Source organism: Mesorhizobium sp. M0058, from assembly GCF_040323095.1.
Classification (GTDB): domain Bacteria; phylum Pseudomonadota; class Alphaproteobacteria; order Rhizobiales; family Rhizobiaceae; genus Mesorhizobium.
The window spans coordinates 275,685-291,088 of the sequence record NZ_JAMYUQ010000010.1 but is presented as its reverse complement, the minus strand read 5'-3'; the positions used below and the strand labels follow the sequence as shown (position 1 = coordinate 291,088).

Genomic DNA, 15,404 nt, shown 5'->3' with positions numbered 1-15,404 from the left:
AAGCCATGGCGACCGCGCTGCTGTGGCTGCTGGCGAGCCCCGAGCGCGTCATGCCGAAACTCTCGATCGAGGAAGAGGCTGCCGAGGACAAGCGCGTTGCGATCGCCCGCAAGGGGCGGGAGAACGCGAAAAGGCGACGGCTTATCAAGGCGGCCGGCGACAGCGCGGCGGCCTGACACTGGACTCCCGGCTTCAGTGGACGCATTCTCCCGTCGGGGAAGGATCATGGGCTCTGTTCATGTCAGGGGATTGCGGAGGCGACGGCCTTGGTGGCGCTCGCTTCTCCGCTATCGTCTCGCCGCCGTTCTAGTGACGCTCGGGGTGACTTCCGCGGCCTATCTTGCATCCGGCGACGATCGTCACGAGCTGCCGCGCGTTCACCATGGCGGCGATTCGTCGGCCAGCAACGCTGCTGTCCGGAAGGTGGGCTGCGATATCAAGGGCAACATCAACGAGCGCGGCGAGCATATCTACCATATGCCGGGGCAGGAATATTACTCGGCTACACGCGTCAACCCAGCTCGAGGAGAGCGTTGGTTTTGTTCCCAATGGGAAGCGTGGTGGGCGGGCTGGCGGAAAGCGAAAGTGTAAAAAAGGGATGGCAATTTTTCTCCTGCTCCTGATTGTCGTCCTGCTCATCGGCGGCTCGATGTTCTTCGGCGCTGTGGGGATCGTCGTCGCACTGTTCGCCGCGGTGCTCGTCCTGGTCTATTTCACCGGGGTGACTGCCCAAGGGTTCCTGATCGGCTTCGTGGTCGCAATTATTTGGGGCGCCGCCGATACGGTGAAGGCCACAAAATGTACTTCGCACACTCAAATATTTGCCGGATTCCCATACGATGCAGTCTAGGGTACACTAACGGATAATCTGCAAGCTGAGTCCGGCAGATCGTGGGGGAAAGTGGAACTCAATACGACGCAGCTGTCGGCACTGACACGCCTGTTTTCGTCCACCGTGTTTGGTGAGCTGGCGACGAAGGGGCGATCTCCACTTTTGATGCGCCTGCTCGGCCACACCGTGGACGTGGCGCCCTGTCAAAGCCATGCCACGATCGGCGATGCCTTCGAAGCCGCTTTCGCTGTGCTGAAGACTGCCGGCATGCGCAACGAGTACGTTTACCGATCGGCACTCACCCAAAAAATATTAATGGGCAAGCACTCGCTGCGCACTGCGTCCATGCTGAATGAGTTTCGAGCCGGGACCTGCAAGGCTGATCTCGTGATTCTTAATGGAACCGCCACCGTGTATGAAATCAAGTCGGAGCGGGATTCACTGGCGCGCCTGGCGAACCAGGTTCAGAATTACCAGAAGGTTTTCGCGACAGTGAATGTTATCGCGAGCGAAGATCACATGGAGGGCGTGCGGCGGGTCGTCCCCGTCGACGTTGGGATCATGTGCCTATCCCGGCGCTATCATGTCTCGGTCGAGCGAGATGCGATCGACCGGCCCGATCGCATCTGCCCGGTGACCGTGTTCGATTCGCTCCGGTCGGCAGAGGCGGCGGCAATTCTGAAAGCGCTCGGCTTCGACGTGCCGGCAGTGCCAAACACACAGCGCCATGGTGTCATGCGCGACCTCTTCGCCAAGCTCGAGCCCGCTCCGCTCCACCGCGAGATGGTTAGCACTCTCAAGCGCACACGCAGTCTTGCGGCGCTAAGCGATCTTGTCGATCAGCTCCCGGCGTCACTTCATGCCGCGGCGTTGTCCGTGCCCATGCGCCGCTCGGATCATGGCCGGCTCGTCAAAGCCGTGGCGACCCCGCTCGATGCTGCGATGGCTTGGGTATAGCTTGCGATGTATCATCCTTATTTTCGCGGCAAACAGTTCGAGCTCATCACGATCCGGGAGACGGCCGTGCTGATGGCCGGCGCCGGTTTCGTGCCAATCATCGAGCCAGTGAAGGAAGCCCTGAAAGGCCTGGAGCGGACGCTCCAGACGATCTGCGATGCCGGAGGCCGAGCGATCGTAATCGTCAATCCCTATCACGGCGACCACCAGGAAGACGGCGTCGGCATCACCAAAGTGCTGCAGGCCGACTATATCGATAGTGACGAGATCTCAGCCGGTATCCTACTGCGCAGCAACACGACCTTGGCCCAGGCGATAGCCGCCTGTGAAGCCCATAAGGACCACAATCCGACGTTTGTGCATGCCGGGTTTACGTCACCGAAGGCGCTGGCCGAACATCTCGGTGGAGACCTCCCGGCTTCGCAGCATGTGTTCATCGAGGAACACGCGAACACGCTCTATCGCAAACACTTCGACGGCAGCACGCGCGTTCTCATACGCGATGGCTTCAAGCGCCTAAAAAATGCTGAATATGCGAAGATCCCGGTCGAGGAATTTTCCGAGCTACACCTCACTTACAGCAGCGATTTGAACATGGCCGGCTTTGGCGATTTCCTGGTCGTGGGGGATAGCTATTCAGAAAGCGGCGGCCCGGCCTATGCTGTTGCGATCCACCTCACCTTCATCGATCCCGACAAGGATGACGTGATGTACATCTATCACTTCGTCTCGACATCGAACGACACGCCTACCGACCCGGCGGGCAAATTCGCGCAAGCGCTTCAGAAGCTCATCGACAAGCTCAGCACCGGAAACTCCAAGCTGCTTGAGACCGATGCCATCAAGGAATTTCGCGACCTCCATACGAAGGGTCACTTCCCAGGCCTAGGCCATGTCAAGAAACTCGCGATGAAGCATCATATCGAGACGCTCGCCGGCTATCTGGGCTGACCTGAAAATGTCCAAACGGCGGTGCTGCCCGGAATGCTTCGACGATCGCGGCCTGCGGGAGCAGATCTTCCCATTCCTCGGTCCTGAGCACGGCACCTGCAGCTTCTGCGGTACACGCGACGTCGACCTCCTCGAGCCCCAGGCATTGGCACCCTTCTTCGGATTGGTCGTCAACGTCTACGAGCGCAGCGATAACAGCAAGTCGCTGGCCGAGTGGATGAAGGACGACTGGGAGCTTTTTTCACACCCAGCTATGGACGTCGCGCACGCCAAAGAGCTGCTCGCCGAGATACTCGACGACGGCGATATTGTGCGCGCGTCATTCCTACCGTCGCCTAGCTACAAGAGCGAAGGGCTGGTGCAGTGGGAAACGCTACGCGATGAGATGATGTACCGGAATCGATGGTTCCTGGACATGAGCCTTGATACCGACCGCTTGCGGCAGCTTCTCGATCATCTCCCGGCGGCAGGTCTGCCACGGATATGGTATCGCGCCCGCATCCGTGCCGGCGACGAAACCTATGAGATCGACAAGATGGGCGCGCCACCCAAGCGTCTAGCATCGCACGGTCGCGCCAATCCGGCAGGCATCCCCTATCTCTATCTGGGATCGATTCCGGAAACGGCTGCTGCAGAAATCCGACCGCATACGGGTGAAGTCGCGTGCGTCGCTGACTTCACGATCCCCGAGATCCAGGCGGTCGACCTGCGCAATCCCCGCAAGCTTGTATCTCCCTTCATTCTCGAAGATGCGAGCGCCATTGGCCAGCTGCGCGCAGATCTGCCATTTCTGGAGCGGCTTGGTGAGGAGCTGACCCGACCGGTGCTGCCGTCGGGCGCTGCGATCGACTACATCCCCAGCCAGTATCTATGCGAATTCATCAAAAAGAGCGGCTTCGACGGCGTCGTGTATCGTAGCTCAGTTAGTGACGGTATCAACTTGGCTCTGTTCGATCCTGGCAAGGCAAGGGGCGGCGTAGTTGCCACATACAACGTCGATCGCGTCTCGGTTCAAGTCTCGCAGGCCCAGACCCCGGGCCACCGCCAGGCCTGATCGAACGAGTAGAGTTAGCGCATTCGTTCGACTCGCCTTCTTGCGACAACGAGAGCCGACCTCAGGACCACCGCGATCAAGACGAACCTGTCGAGTGCGGGCTCGTCATTGAAGCGACGCAGCTTCTGGTCTCGTTTCGCCAGTGTTTTCGCGAAGTTGTTGTGAACCATTGTGCGCTCCAGATCTCCTAGAGCCTTGTAGAGGTTGTTTGCGTCTCCGTCGGATAGCGACGCCTCGGGATTGTGGGCGAGTTTGTTTCGGATCTTGCCGAGAGCGCTCAGTGGCGGCTGGAAATTCTCGTCGAGCCCAAGGGCGACCGCCAGCGCGCACCTGGCTGCATAGTCAAGCGGGACTTGCTTAAGGGCATTTGGTGCGGGAACAGTTGCCTCAAGCAGCTTTATCAGCTCATGATCAATGTAGGCGCCAGCTCGGATGACGACGCTGAACGCGTCTTCGGCTGCCATCGCCGCGTAGTAAGCAGCGTCCTGATTGTCGTTGCCGTCAGGCACTATGCGCGCTTCCGCCCTTCTTTCGTCAGTTCATAGTCGGCGTCGGCGATCCTCTCCACCTCCGCAATCAGCCACGCCCAGGCATGTAGGTATTTTGCCCGAAACTCGAGATAGGCCCCAACGTTGTCGATCAGGATGGTGGCGAGGCACTTTTCCAAATCCCAATATTCGATGAGATGGCCATGCCGGCCGGCGTCGTAGACGTAAACCGAGTCGAGCGTCTCCCCAAAGCGGTGATGGAGGAGCACGCCATTGCGCCTATAAATGTCCGGAATGTCACCCCCGTGCTCGTCAGCATCGAGCATGATTGCAGCATACCATGCGGGCGGTTCGCAGGACTGCAGCGAGGTACCATCGAAGCGAAGGCAGGCTTCTTTGTCGGCGGGCATGGTCGGCTCCTCTGATTCGGGGGCCGATCATGACTCGCTGTCGAATTTCCTGCGAGCCTACATCTCGTTATTATCAATAATACCGGCCTCGCCACTAGACACGGGAGTGGCAGGCGGCTTTCGAAGCCTCACGCCGGCGCCGCCGCCGTTCTCCGGGATAAACTCGACTCCGGCGGCCTCGAGGGCAAGCCTCATGGCTTGCGGCGCCTCAGGCTCGCGCCCGTTCCTTCGCCGTTGGTGATCTCAACGTCACAGGCAGCGTAGGCGGCGACTATCTTGGCCTTCGTCGTCTCCGTGGCGATTCCCGTCTGCTCAAAGCGATGCACGGTAGTGAACGCGATGCCAGCCTTTGCAGCCAAATCGCGCACTGACCACTTCAAGATAGCTCTCGCTGCGCGGTTTGCCTCGGGCGTAAGCTCGGCCATAATTCCCCCTTTTTGCGAACACCTGTATCTTTTTGTTGACGCGATTACAGGTGTATGCAATACGTACACCTGTAACTGATCTATCGCAACGGAGAAAAATCCCCGAATGCCAGGAAAGAGCCTACGGGTCATAAGCCAGATCGAGGTCGGCTCCCTCACGACCGACGAGATGAGCGTCGCTATGAAGGCTATAGGGATGTCGTTTTACGAGTTGGACCGCGAGATCGCAGGCGACGTCGTCGATTTTCACGGCGTCCGGTGTACCGCATTGAGGCGGCTTCTGCGTAGTGGCGACGGCCCCGACAGCCTACGGAAGGCGGTCCATTCGACATTGCTCAGGGCTGCCGAGAAGCACGTGAATTTTCTGACCCGCAGCCTGTGTGCGGACTTTTTGCCTGAGAGCTAAGGCGCTCACCAAACCATCCTAGGAGAATTGCTATGCGTAACCGTGTTCCTGCGGCTGGCGAAGCCGTGCCCGTCGACCCGCCGAATCGAAACAGGCGCCGCTCCGTCGGCGTCTCTCGCTGGCGGGCCTGCCTGCGCTGGACCGAGTTCATCCTGCTGTTTCCAGGCGCCCAATTCGAGGAGAACCGGATATGAAGATCTCTCGACGCATCCTTCTCGGCGGATTGGCCGCCTTGCCGGCCGCAGCGGGCCCAGGACGAGCGTTCAGCCCTTCGGACGCGCCATTGCGCGTTCAGCGGCTGATCGATGCCCACAAGGCTGCCAGGGAAGCGCTTACAGCGGCCACTCTTGACGCGGACGGCTGGCACACGGTGCGGGAAGACGCGAGCGATGCGGAGTGGATGGCGTTCCAAGCGCTCCGCGACCACCGGCCCGCCGACATGGCCGAGGTCGCAGCGAAGGCGCGCTATCTCCTCTCAACGGTCGACATCGATGACGAGGGCGACCGGATGGCCGATAACGCGGTCGAGCTGCTGCGGTCGCTAGTAGCTTGAAATGGTCGGCCTTGCAGTCGATTGGCGGCGCGATAGAACCCCTGCGGAACCCTGAGCCTCACTGACCGCGCTCCGGCAAAGTAGGTTTGTCGGGCAAAGTCTTGTTTTTATTGAGTAATTCTGGTGAGCGCGTCGGGGTTCGAACCCGAGACCTACTGATTAAAAGTCAGTTGCTCTACCGGCTGAGCTACGCGCTCCCGCGGGCTCTAAAGGCCGCCCTCGAAATTGCGCGGAACATAGGGAGAGTGCCGCGACCGGTCAACCGGAAAAAGATGGCCGTTCGAACGGGGTTTCAGCCATCGCCAGACGCGCCGCAAATTGCGTCGTCACCAGCCCGGTGAGCCGCGCCCGCAACGTGGTCGCCGCTTCGATCTGTTGGCGCGCCAAACGCGCCTTTTCTCACGCGCCAAATTCGAGAAACATTACAAATCAGCAACTTACTGTTTTGGTGGGAACCATCGCACGAGCGGGCCGTTTTCGTCTCACAAGGGACGTCAACCACCCTTCAAGGAGAAGATCATGAACAAGATCGCAACGGGTCTACTGGCGACCACCCTGTCAATTTCGTTTGCCGCGGCCGCCGCTATGCCGGCCAATGCCGCCCAGATGTTCGTGCCCCAGTCATCAGCAACTTCGTCCGACATCGTGAATGTGGGCGATTCTCGTCATGACAACTGGCGGTGGATGCGCCATGGCAACCGCAATTCCGGCAATCGCGATTTCCGCGTAGGCCGCCAGTTCTCGCGCAACAATGATGGCGGCAGCTATTGGAATGGCCATCGCGGCTATCGCGAATATCACCGCGGCTATCGCCGTCACGGCGACTACTGGTTCCCGCTGGCTGCCTTCGCCACCGGCGCCCTGATCACCGGCGCGATCGTCAACAGCGAGAACAACCGCGGCGATGCCCATGTGCAGTGGTGCTACGACCGCTATCGGTCGTACCGCGCTTCGGACAACACATTCCAGCCCAATTACGGCCCGCGTCGGCAGTGCAATTCGCCCTATTGAGCTGAGTTGGTACCAAGTGTTGTGTAGAAAAGCCCGCGCCGGAAACGGCGCGGGCTTTTCCGTAGGTTGCTTGGGTACGGGCGCGGCGGATTAGCTGGCCCAATTGACGCTCTTGAAGATCAGATACAGGGCTCCGCCTTCACCACGCGGAGAACGGTATGGGCCGAGGCCGTTGCAGATTCGAACCGCAACTGCGGTCGTCTTCCAGCCGAGCACTTCCAGGTCGTTGTTCAAATCTATCGCATAGGATTGAGCCAGCTCATCAATGGAATGCTCCTGTCCGAATGACCGAACCAGCTTTGCGTCGGCAAGCAGTTCGCCAGGCAGGTTTGAATTTGCCCAAGCCCAGAGCCAGTTGCTGGCCTTGGCACTCGTCGATCCGGCGATTTGGATTTCGGCGACGACCTTGGTGATGCCGTTGTCCGAGAACAGAAGCTTTCCTTCTGTCAGATCATAGTCATAGCGAGGCCAACTGCCGATCGGAACGCCTGCTGCAAGCGTGCATTCTTTGCATCCAATTGTTCGACAGCCTCGTCGCGCCAGGCGACATACCAGTGTGGATTCATCCCCTTCCCCCGCCACGATTTACTACCGTACGCTCAGCGTCCGGCGCACCGCATCGCGCCAGCCGGCCAGTTTTGCCGAACGCACCGTGGCATCCATGTCCGGCTTGAAGCGGCGCTCGAGCGCCCAACTCCTGGCAAAATCCTTCGCCTTCGGCAACACACCCGCCTTCGAGCCGGCAAGCCACGCTGCGCCCAGCGCCGTCGTCTCCAGAATGGTCGGGCGATCGACCGGGGCATCGAGGATATCGGCCAGCCGCTGCATGGTCCAGTCGGAGGCCACCATGCCGCCGTCGACGCGAAGCACGGTTTTGGCCGATGCCCCCTTCCAGTCCTTGCGCATGGCGTCGAGGAGATCGCGCGTCTGGTAGGCGACGGATTCAAGCGCCGCGCGGGCAAACTCCGCCGGGCCTGAGTTGCGCGTCAGCCCGAAGATCGCGCCACGCGCTTCGGCGTCCCAATGCGGCGCGCCGAGACCGACGAAAGCCGGCACCAGATAGACGTTCTGCGTGGGGTCGGCGGTTGCAGCCAAAACGCCGCTATGCTCGGCCTTGCCGATCACCTTGATGCCGTCGCGCAGCCATTGCACGGCGGCACCGGCGATGAAGATCGAGCCTTCCAAGGCATAGGTGGTCTTGCCGTTCAGCCGATAGGCGATGGTGGTCAACAGCCGGTTCTTCGAGCGCACCAGATCGGCGCCGGTGTTGAGCAGCGCAAAGCAGCCGGTGCCATAGGTCGATTTCATCATGCCTGGCTCGAAACAGGCCTGGCCGATGGTCGCTGCGTGCTGATCGCCGGCCACGCCAAGGATTTTGATTTCGGCGCCAAACAGGCTTTTTTCCGTCACGCCGTAGTCGTCGGCGCAATCCTTGACCTCAGGCAGCATCGCCACCGGGATGCGCAGGATGGAGAGCAGCTCGTCGTCCCAGACATTTTTCTCGATGTTATAGACCAGCGTGCGCGAGGCGTTGGTGGCATCCGTCGCATGCACCTTGCCGCCGGTCAGCCGCCAGATCAAAAAACTGTCGATAGTGCCGGCGAGCAGTTCGCCCTTTTCGGCGCGCTTTCTCGCACCGTTTACCTTGTCCAGCATCCAGGCGATCTTGGTGCCGGAGAAATAGGGATCGAGCAGCAGGCCGGTCTTTTTGGTGAACTTTTTCTCCAGGCCGTGTTTTTTCAGCTTCTGGCACAGCGGCGCGGTGCGGCGGTCCTGCCAGACGATGGCATTGTGGATCGGCTTGCCGGTCGCCTTGTCCCAGATGACGACGGTTTCGCGCTGGTTGGTGATGCCGATCGCCGCCACATCCGAGGCCTCGCGGCCGGCGGCCTTCAGCGCGCCTTTGACCGTCGCGACGACGCTTGCCCAGATCTCTTCCGGATCATGCTCCACCCAGCCGGAGGCAGGATAATGCTGCGTGAATTCCTGCTGCTTGCTGCCGGCGACCTTCATCGCGCCGTCGAACAGGATCGCCCTGGTCGATGTCGTACCCTGGTCGATTGCAAGGATGTATCCGGTCATTAGTCCTCCCGGTAGCTCGCCTATACAAACAGGGGAGACGGCAAGATGCCGCCTCCCCGTTCACTATGATCCTGGCGCGTACGCCAAGATTACTTCTGCCAGCTCTTCACCAGTTCGTCGTAGTTGATGGTGATCGGCTTTTCCTTCTCGTTCTCGATCTTCAGCTGAGGCGCGAGATTGCCGTTCTTGACCGCGTCGGCGTTCCAGTAGGCGAGGTCATGCTCTTCGGCCATCTTCGGGCCGATATCGCCCTGGACGCCCGACTTCTCGATGCGGGTCATGACTTTTTCCTGCTCGGCGCAGAGCGAGTCCATGGCTTCCTGCGCCGTCTTGGCGCCGGACGAGGCATCGCCGATCGCCTGCCACCAGAGCTGTGCCAGCTTCGGATAATCGGGCACGTTGGTGCCGGTCGGCGACCACTGAACGCGGGCCGGCGAGCGGTAGAACTCGATCAGACCACCGAGCTTCGGCGCACGTTCGGTGAAGCTCTTGTCGTGGATCGTGCTTTCGCGGATGAAGGTCAAGCCGACATGGCTCTTCTTCACGTCGACCGTCTTCGAGGTCACGAACTGCGCGTAGAGCCAGGCGGCCTTGGCGCGGTCGGTCGGCGTCGACTTCATCAGCGTCCAGGAACCCACGTCCTGATAGCCGAGCTTCATGCCGTCCTTCCAGTAGACGCCATGCGGCGACGGGGCCATGCGCCACTTCGGCGTACCGTCGTCGTTCAGCACCGCCTTGGCGCCGGCGTCGACCATCGAAGCGGTGAAGGCGGTGTACCAGAATATCTGCTGCGCGACCGCACCCTGTGCCGGCACCGGGCCGGATTCGGAGAACGTCATGCCCTGGGCTTCGGCCGGAGCGTAGGCCTTCAGCCAGTCGAGGTATTTCTGAATCGAGTAGACGGCAGCCGGGCCGTTGGTGTCGCCGCCGCGCGCCGTGCAGGAGCCGACCGGCTGTGATTTCTCGTTGACCTTGATGCCCCATTCGTCGACCGGCAGGCCGTTCGGCAGGCCCTTGTCGCCGTTGCCGGCCATCGACAGCCAGGCGTCGGTGAAGCGCCAGCCGAGCGACGGGTCCTTCTTGCCGTAGTCCATGTGGCCATAGACCTTCTTGCCGTCGATCTCGCGGCCGGTGAAGAACTCGGCGATGTCCTCATAGGCCGACCAGTTGACGGGAACGCCGAGGTCGTAGCCGTATTTCGCCTTGAAGTCGGCCTTGTTCTTCTCGTCGTTGAACCAGTCATAACGGAACCAGTAGAGGTTGGCGAACTGCTGGTCGGGCAGCTGATAGAGCTTCTTGTCCGGCGCGGTGGTGAAGGAGGTGCCGATAAAATCCTTCAGGTCGAGGTTCGGATTGGTAACGTCCTTGCCCTCGCCCGCCATCCAGTCGGTCAGGTTGCGGACCTGCTGGTAGCGCCAGTGGGTGCCGATCAGGTCGGAATCGTTGACCCAGCCGTCATAGAGGTTCTGGCCGGTCTGCATCTGGGTCTGGATCTTCTCGACGACGTCGCCTTCCTGGATGACGTCATGCGTGATCTTGATGCCGGTGATGGCGGTAAAGGCGGGCGCCAGCACCTGCGATTCATACTGGTGGGTGGCGATGGTTTCGGACACGACCTTGATGTCCATGCCGGCGAAAGGCTTCGCGGCATCGATGAACCACTGCATTTCTGCTTCCTGGCCGGCGCGGTCGAGCGTCGACAGCGGGCCGATTTCCTTGTCCAGAAACGCCTTGGCCTCATCCATTCCGGCGTAGGCGTTGCCTACCCCGAGCAACAGGACAAGGGCAGTTGTTGATGTTAAAAATTGCCGTCGCATAGGTTTCCTCCACATTTAGGTTTCAAGTGTGATCTGGAACGGCCGCCGGCACGCGGTCGCTCCAACAGTTTCCCCCTCTATACGTAGCGGAACACGCCGACGGCGTAGACCACGGAGAGAGCGAGAGCCCACCACAGGTTGGATCCGACAAGACCCAGCCAAGCGAGATGGATAAAGGCGCTGCCAAGCAGCGACAGAAAAAGACGGTCGCCGCGCGTCGTCTCGAAGCGCAGGATGCCGACGCGCGGATTGCCGCCCGGCGAGGCAAATTCCCAAAACGCCATGCCGCACAGCAGCAGAAGAATGGTGCCGAAGAACGCCGCCGTCGGCCACGTCCACGCCATCCAGGTGAGGTCGAGATTCATGGTGACACCCTCCCCAGGGCAAAGCCCTTGGCGGTGGTGGTGAGGGTGAACCCGTGCTTTTGTTTCATCACACCCTCCCCAGGGCGAAGCCCTTGGCGATGTAGTTGCGGACAAACCAGATGACGAGCGCGCCGGGGATCAGCGTCAGCACGCCGGCGGCAGCGAGCAGGCCCCAATCCATGCCGGCGGCCGAAACGGTGCGGGTCATGGTGGCGGCGATGGGCTTGGCATCGGTGGTCGTCAGCGTGCGAGCGATCAAAAGCTCGACCCATGAGAACATGAAGCAGAAGAAGCAGGCGACACCGATGCCACTGGCGATCAGCGGCATGAATATCCTGACGAAGAAGCGCGGGAAGGAGTAGCCGTCGATATAGGCTGTTTCGTCGATCTCTTTGGGCACGCCCGACATGAAGCCTTCGAGGATCCACACCGCCAGCGGCACGTTGAACAGGCAGTGCGCCAGCGCCACAGCGATGTGGGTGTCGATCAGGCCGAAAGCCGAATAGAGCTGGAAGAACGGCAGCGCGAACACTGCCGGCGGCGCCATGCGGTTGGTCAGCAGCCAGAAGAACAGATGCTTGTCGCCGAGGAAGCGGTAGCGCGAAAAGGCGTAGGCCGCCGGCAGCGCCGCAGCCACGGAAATCACCATGTTCATGACAACATAGGTGATCGAGTTGATGTAGCCCGAATACCAGGACGCATCGGTGAAGATAGTGACGTAGTTGGCGATCGTAGGCTGATGCGGATAGAGCGTCAGCGAGGAGACGATCTCGGCATTGGTCTTGAAGCTCATGTTGATGAGCCAGTAGATCGGCAGCAGAAGCACGATGATGTAGATCGTCGGCACGATCCACCACCAGCGCGATTCCTCGCCGCGCTTGCGCATCAGCCGGGCGACCTGATCCTGCGAAAGCGTGCTCGCCAATTTTCCCGAAGCGGTGGTTTCGCTCACTCTGTCGGCTCTTTCGTTGGCGCCGCTCATCTCAGCGCTCCGCGTCGTAGTTGGTCATCACGGTGTAGAACACCCATGACAACAACAGGATGATCAGGAAGTAGACCAGCGACATGGCGGCCGCCGGACCGAGGTCGAACTGGCCGAGCGCGGTCTTGACGAGGTCGATCGACAGGAAGGTGGTCGAGTTGCCGGGGCCGCCGCCGGTGACGACGAAGGGCTCGGTGTAGATCATGAAGCTATCCATGAAGCGCAACAGCACGGCGATCAAAAGCACACGCTGCATCTTCGGCAGCTGGATATAACGGAACACCGCCCAGCGCGAGGCGCCGTCGATCTTGGCCGCCTGGTAGAAGGCATCCGGGATCGAAACCAGGCCGGCATAGCAGAGCAGCACGACAAGGCTGGTCCAGTGCCAGACGTCCATGATGATGATGGTGACCCAGGCGTCGAACGGATCCTGAACGTAATTGTAGTCGATGCCGAGCGCGTTGACGTAGTAGCCGAGCAGGCCGATGTCGTTGCGGCCGAAGACCTGCCAGATGGTGCCGACAACGTTCCACGGAATGAGCAGCGGCAACGACATAAGCACCAGGCAGACCGGCACGCCCCAGCCCTTCTTCGGCATGTTGAGCGCGATGAATATGCCGAGCGGCACTTCGATGGCCAGAATGATGAAGGAGAAGATCAGGTTGCGCACCATCGCTTCCCAGAAGCGGCTGGACGACAGCAGTTCCTCGAACCACTGGGTGCCTGCCCAGAAGAAGACGTTGTTGCCGAAGGTGTCCTGCACCGAATAGTTGACGACCGTCATCAGCGGAATGACGGCCGAGAACGCCACCAGCACCAGCACCGGCAGCACCAGGAACCAGGCCTTGTTGTTCCAGGTCTTTTCCATCTATGCCCCCATCTCGACACGCCCCATCTCAACCAGCCAGGAATCGGCATAGATGTTGATGCCGGCCGGATCGAAGCGAACCTTTGGGTCGGCCGGCACGCTCTCGTCCTCGCCGATGACGGCAGCGATCTCGCGGCCTTCGAGGCTGGCGCGCACCACCTTGTGGCGGCCGAGATCCTCGACCTTGCTGATTTTAACCGCCATGCCGTCACGGCCGAGCCTGACATATTCGGGGCGGATGCCGAGTTCGATGGCGCCGGAGCTCCCAGCGGCGGTCTTTGGCGCGCCGGGCAGCTCGATGCGTTGGCTGCCAATGGTCGCGGTCTTGCCGTCGATCGCCACCGGCATGACGTTCATGCCGGGCGAGCCGATGAAGTAACCAACGAATGTGTGGCGCGGGCGCTCGAACAATTCAGCCGGCGTGCCGATCTGGACGATGCCGCCATCATACATGACGACGACCTGGTCGGCGAAGGTCAGCGCCTCGGTCTGGTCATGGGTGACATAGACCATGGTGTAGCCGAAGCGGCGGTGCAGTTGCTTCAACTGCGAGCGCAGCACCCACTTCATGTGCGGATCGATAACAGTCAGCGGTTCGTCGAACAGGATAGCATTGACATCCGAGCGCACCAAGCCGCGGCCGAGCGAGATCTTCTGCTTCTGGTCGGCGGTCAGGCCCCTCGCCTTCTTCTTCGCCCACGACGCCAGGTCGATCATCTCCAGCGTCTCGCGCACCTTGCGGTCGACATCGGCCTCCGGCACGCCGCGGTTGCGCAGCGGGAAGGCAAGATTGTCGTAAACGGTCATGGTGTCGTAGATGACCGGGAACTGGAACACCTGCGCGATGTTGCGCTCCTGCGTCGACAGATTGGTGACGTCCTTGCCGTTGAACAGCAACTCACCGTGCGAGGGGTGCAAAAGTCCCGAAATGATGTTGAGCAGCGTGGTCTTGCCGCAACCCGAAGGCCCAAGCAGCGCGTAGGCGCCGCCATCCTCGAATGTGTGGTGCACTTCCCGCAGCGCAAAATCGGCATCCTTCTGCGGATTGGGCAGGTAGGAGTGCCTGACATGGTTGACGTCGATGCGCGCCATCTCTCCCCCCCTCAGGCCGCAAGCTTCGGCGCGGCGACGGCGCTGCCGTTGCTGTCGAAGACCATGATGTGGCGCGGATCGATAAACACCTCGATCTCGGCGTCGGGCTCGAAATCGCGGATGCCGTGGGTCAGCATGACCCAGCGCGCATCGGCGAAATCGAGATGGATGAAGCTTTCCGAGCCGGTGATCTCGGTGATCGTCACCTTGGCGCGCACCGGCACGGCGGCAGCGTTGGGCCGCTCGAGCGACAGATGATGCGGCTGGAAGCCGATCGTGTAGTTGGCGTCGGAAATGCCGGCGAGTTCGGCCGGTACCGGCAGCTTGACGCCGCCCTCGAGAAGGAAATCGGGACCTTTCTTGGCCAGCAGGATGGTGTTGAGCGGCGGATCGGCAAAGGTTTTCGCCGTCACCAGGTCGATCGGCTTGCGGAAGACGTCGATGGTCGGCCCGAATTGGGTGATCCGCCCCTCGGACAGCGTCGCCGTATTGCCGCCGAGCAGCAAGGCTTCATGCGGCTCGGTCGTGGCGTAGACGAAAATGGTGCCGGCGGCGGCAAATATCTTGGGCAGTTCGGCGCGCAGCTCCTCGCGCAATTTGTAGTCGAGATTGGCGAGCGGCTCGTCGAGCAGCACCAGGCTGGCATTCTTGACGATGGCGCGGGCCAGCGCCGTACGCTGCTGCTGGCCGCCGGACAGGCTGAGCGGCGTGCGGTCGAGATAGGGTGTGAGCTTCAGAAGCCCTGCCGCGTTGCGGACTTCCTTGTCGATCTTGGCCTGGTCGGTGCCGGCGACGCGCAACGGCGAGGCGATGTTCTCGTAGACGGTCATCGCGGGGTAGTTGATGAACTGCTGATAGACCATGGCGATCTTGCGCTGCTGCACCGGCATGCCGGTGACATTCTGGCCGTCGAACCAGACCGAACCGGTGGTCGGCACGTCGAGTCCGGCCATCAGCCGCATCAGACTGGTCTTGCCCGACAGTGTCGGCCCGAGCAAAACGTTGAGCGAGCCGTGCTGAAGCGTCAGCGACACGTCGCGGATATGCTCCACCGCGCCGACCATCTTCGTCACGTTTCTCAGTTCCAGCATGATGCCTCCTCCCAGGCTTT

21 protein-coding genes, 1 tRNA gene and 1 pseudogene are annotated in these 15,404 nt (G+C 60.9%); 9 read left to right on the top strand and 14 right to left on the bottom strand.

Annotation, left to right across the window (positions count from 1 at the left end; all coding sequences use genetic code 11):
• The first annotated feature begins 225 nt into the window (after positions 1 to 225).
• From NKJ75_RS19600 to NKJ75_RS19580, 5 genes are read left to right on the top strand one after another with little or no spacing between them, the layout of a single operon-like run.
• Positions 226 to 591 (top strand): sunset domain-containing protein, encoded by a 366-nt coding sequence (locus NKJ75_RS19600; protein WP_352500065.1) that lies wholly within the window; start codon positions 226 to 228, stop codon positions 589 to 591.
• Between the two features lie 7 nt (positions 592 to 598).
• Complete coding sequence (locus tag NKJ75_RS19595) at positions 599 to 850, top strand: hypothetical protein (protein WP_352500064.1); 252 nt, start codon at positions 599 to 601, stop codon at positions 848 to 850.
• A gap of 51 nt (positions 851 to 901) precedes the next feature.
• Positions 902 to 1,789, top strand: coding sequence for a sce7726 family protein (locus NKJ75_RS19590; RefSeq protein WP_352500063.1), 888 nt, complete (start codon positions 902 to 904; stop codon positions 1,787 to 1,789).
• A gap of 6 nt (positions 1,790 to 1,795) precedes the next feature.
• Positions 1,796 to 2,740 carry a sce7725 family protein gene (locus NKJ75_RS19585; protein WP_352500062.1) on the top strand — a complete coding sequence of 315 codons (945 nt, stop codon included), beginning with the start codon at positions 1,796 to 1,798 and terminating at the stop codon, positions 2,738 to 2,740.
• 7 nt (positions 2,741 to 2,747) lie between these two features.
• Positions 2,748 to 3,794, top strand: coding sequence for an RES family NAD+ phosphorylase (locus NKJ75_RS19580; RefSeq protein ID WP_352500061.1), 1,047 nt, complete (start codon positions 2,748 to 2,750; stop codon positions 3,792 to 3,794).
• Positions 3,795 to 3,808: 14 nt separating this feature from the next.
• On the opposite strand, the gene NKJ75_RS19575 is transcribed toward NKJ75_RS19580, so the two are convergent.
• The 4 genes and pseudogenes from NKJ75_RS19575 to NKJ75_RS19560 form a co-directional block, all read right to left on the bottom strand.
• Entirely contained in the window at positions 3,809 to 4,303 is a 495-nt protein-coding gene (locus NKJ75_RS19575) for a hypothetical protein (protein WP_352500060.1), read from the bottom strand.
• On the bottom strand, positions 4,303 to 4,692 hold the full coding sequence (locus tag NKJ75_RS19570) for a hypothetical protein (RefSeq protein ID WP_352500059.1): 390 nt from the start codon (positions 4,690 to 4,692) through the stop codon (positions 4,303 to 4,305). The genes NKJ75_RS19575 and NKJ75_RS19570 overlap by 1 nt, the downstream gene beginning before the upstream one ends.
• 57 nt (positions 4,693 to 4,749) lie before the next feature.
• A pseudogene (locus NKJ75_RS19565) lies at positions 4,750 to 4,887 on the bottom strand (XRE family transcriptional regulator); the annotation flags it as partial.
• Positions 4,884 to 5,117, bottom strand: coding sequence for a helix-turn-helix domain-containing protein (locus NKJ75_RS19560; protein WP_352500058.1), 234 nt, complete (start codon positions 5,115 to 5,117; stop codon positions 4,884 to 4,886). The gene NKJ75_RS19560 and the pseudogene NKJ75_RS19565, both read right to left, overlap by 4 nt.
• 106 nt (positions 5,118 to 5,223) lie before the next feature.
• On the opposite strand from NKJ75_RS19560, the gene NKJ75_RS19555 reads away from it, so the two are divergent.
• The 3 genes from NKJ75_RS19555 to NKJ75_RS19545 are packed head-to-tail and all read left to right on the top strand — an operon-like array spanning position 5,224 to position 6,076.
• Positions 5,224 to 5,523 (top strand): hypothetical protein, encoded by a 300-nt coding sequence (locus NKJ75_RS19555; RefSeq protein WP_352500057.1) that lies wholly within the window; start codon positions 5,224 to 5,226, stop codon positions 5,521 to 5,523.
• Between the two features lie 32 nt (positions 5,524 to 5,555).
• Positions 5,556 to 5,717 carry a hypothetical protein gene (locus NKJ75_RS19550; RefSeq protein ID WP_352500056.1) on the top strand — a complete coding sequence of 54 codons (162 nt, stop codon included), beginning with the start codon at positions 5,556 to 5,558 and terminating at the stop codon, positions 5,715 to 5,717.
• The gene (locus NKJ75_RS19545; protein ID WP_352500055.1) at positions 5,714 to 6,076 is read left to right on the top strand and encodes a hypothetical protein; all 363 of its coding nucleotides are present in this window, start codon (positions 5,714 to 5,716) and stop codon (positions 6,074 to 6,076) included. Before NKJ75_RS19550 ends, NKJ75_RS19545 begins: the two co-directional genes overlap by 4 nt.
• 121 nt (positions 6,077 to 6,197) lie before the next feature.
• Here the strand turns inward: NKJ75_RS19545 and NKJ75_RS19540 are convergent.
• Both NKJ75_RS19540 and NKJ75_RS19535 read right to left on the bottom strand, forming a co-directional pair.
• Positions 6,198 to 6,273: transfer RNA gene (locus tag NKJ75_RS19540), tRNA-Lys, on the bottom strand.
• A 61-nt stretch (positions 6,274 to 6,334) separates the two neighbouring features.
• Positions 6,335 to 6,463: a hypothetical protein gene (locus tag NKJ75_RS19535; protein ID WP_023746169.1), complete on the bottom strand. Its 129-nt coding sequence runs from the start codon at positions 6,461 to 6,463 to the stop codon at positions 6,335 to 6,337.
• Between the two features lie 132 nt (positions 6,464 to 6,595).
• On the opposite strand from NKJ75_RS19535, the gene NKJ75_RS19530 reads away from it, so the two are divergent.
• A complete protein-coding gene (locus tag NKJ75_RS19530) occupies positions 6,596 to 7,087 on the top strand; it encodes a BA14K family protein (RefSeq protein ID WP_023734331.1) in 492 nt (163 codons plus the stop codon).
• Between the two features lie 90 nt (positions 7,088 to 7,177).
• Here NKJ75_RS19530 and NKJ75_RS19525 read toward each other — a convergent pair whose 3' ends face one another.
• The 8 genes from NKJ75_RS19525 to NKJ75_RS19490 form a co-directional block, all read right to left on the bottom strand.
• Positions 7,178 to 7,669, bottom strand: a complete 492-nt coding sequence (locus NKJ75_RS19525) for a DUF6882 domain-containing protein (RefSeq protein WP_023746168.1) — start codon at positions 7,667 to 7,669, stop codon at positions 7,178 to 7,180.
• Between the two features lie 6 nt (positions 7,670 to 7,675).
• Entirely contained in the window at positions 7,676 to 9,169 is a 1,494-nt protein-coding gene (gene glpK, locus NKJ75_RS19520) for a glycerol kinase GlpK (RefSeq protein ID WP_023806044.1), read from the bottom strand.
• 89 nt (positions 9,170 to 9,258) lie between these two features.
• Positions 9,259 to 10,986, bottom strand: coding sequence for an ABC transporter substrate-binding protein (locus NKJ75_RS19515; RefSeq protein ID WP_023670978.1), 1,728 nt, complete (start codon positions 10,984 to 10,986; stop codon positions 9,259 to 9,261).
• A gap of 77 nt (positions 10,987 to 11,063) precedes the next feature.
• Positions 11,064 to 11,351: a DUF2160 domain-containing protein gene (locus tag NKJ75_RS19510; RefSeq protein ID WP_023670977.1), complete on the bottom strand. Its 288-nt coding sequence runs from the start codon at positions 11,349 to 11,351 to the stop codon at positions 11,064 to 11,066.
• Positions 11,352 to 11,418: 67 nt separating this feature from the next.
• Positions 11,419 to 12,333, bottom strand: a complete 915-nt coding sequence (locus tag NKJ75_RS19505; RefSeq protein WP_023670976.1) for a carbohydrate ABC transporter permease — start codon at positions 12,331 to 12,333, stop codon at positions 11,419 to 11,421.
• 1 nt (position 12,334) lies between these two features.
• Positions 12,335 to 13,201 carry a carbohydrate ABC transporter permease gene (locus NKJ75_RS19500; protein WP_023670975.1) on the bottom strand — a complete coding sequence of 289 codons (867 nt, stop codon included), beginning with the start codon at positions 13,199 to 13,201 and terminating at the stop codon, positions 12,335 to 12,337.
• Positions 13,202 to 14,293 carry an ABC transporter ATP-binding protein gene (locus NKJ75_RS19495; protein ID WP_023730147.1) on the bottom strand — a complete coding sequence of 364 codons (1,092 nt, stop codon included), beginning with the start codon at positions 14,291 to 14,293 and terminating at the stop codon, positions 13,202 to 13,204.
• An 11-nt stretch (positions 14,294 to 14,304) separates the two neighbouring features.
• Entirely contained in the window at positions 14,305 to 15,384 is a 1,080-nt protein-coding gene (locus NKJ75_RS19490) for an ABC transporter ATP-binding protein (protein ID WP_352500054.1), read from the bottom strand.
• Positions 15,385 to 15,404: the final 20 nt, after the last annotated feature.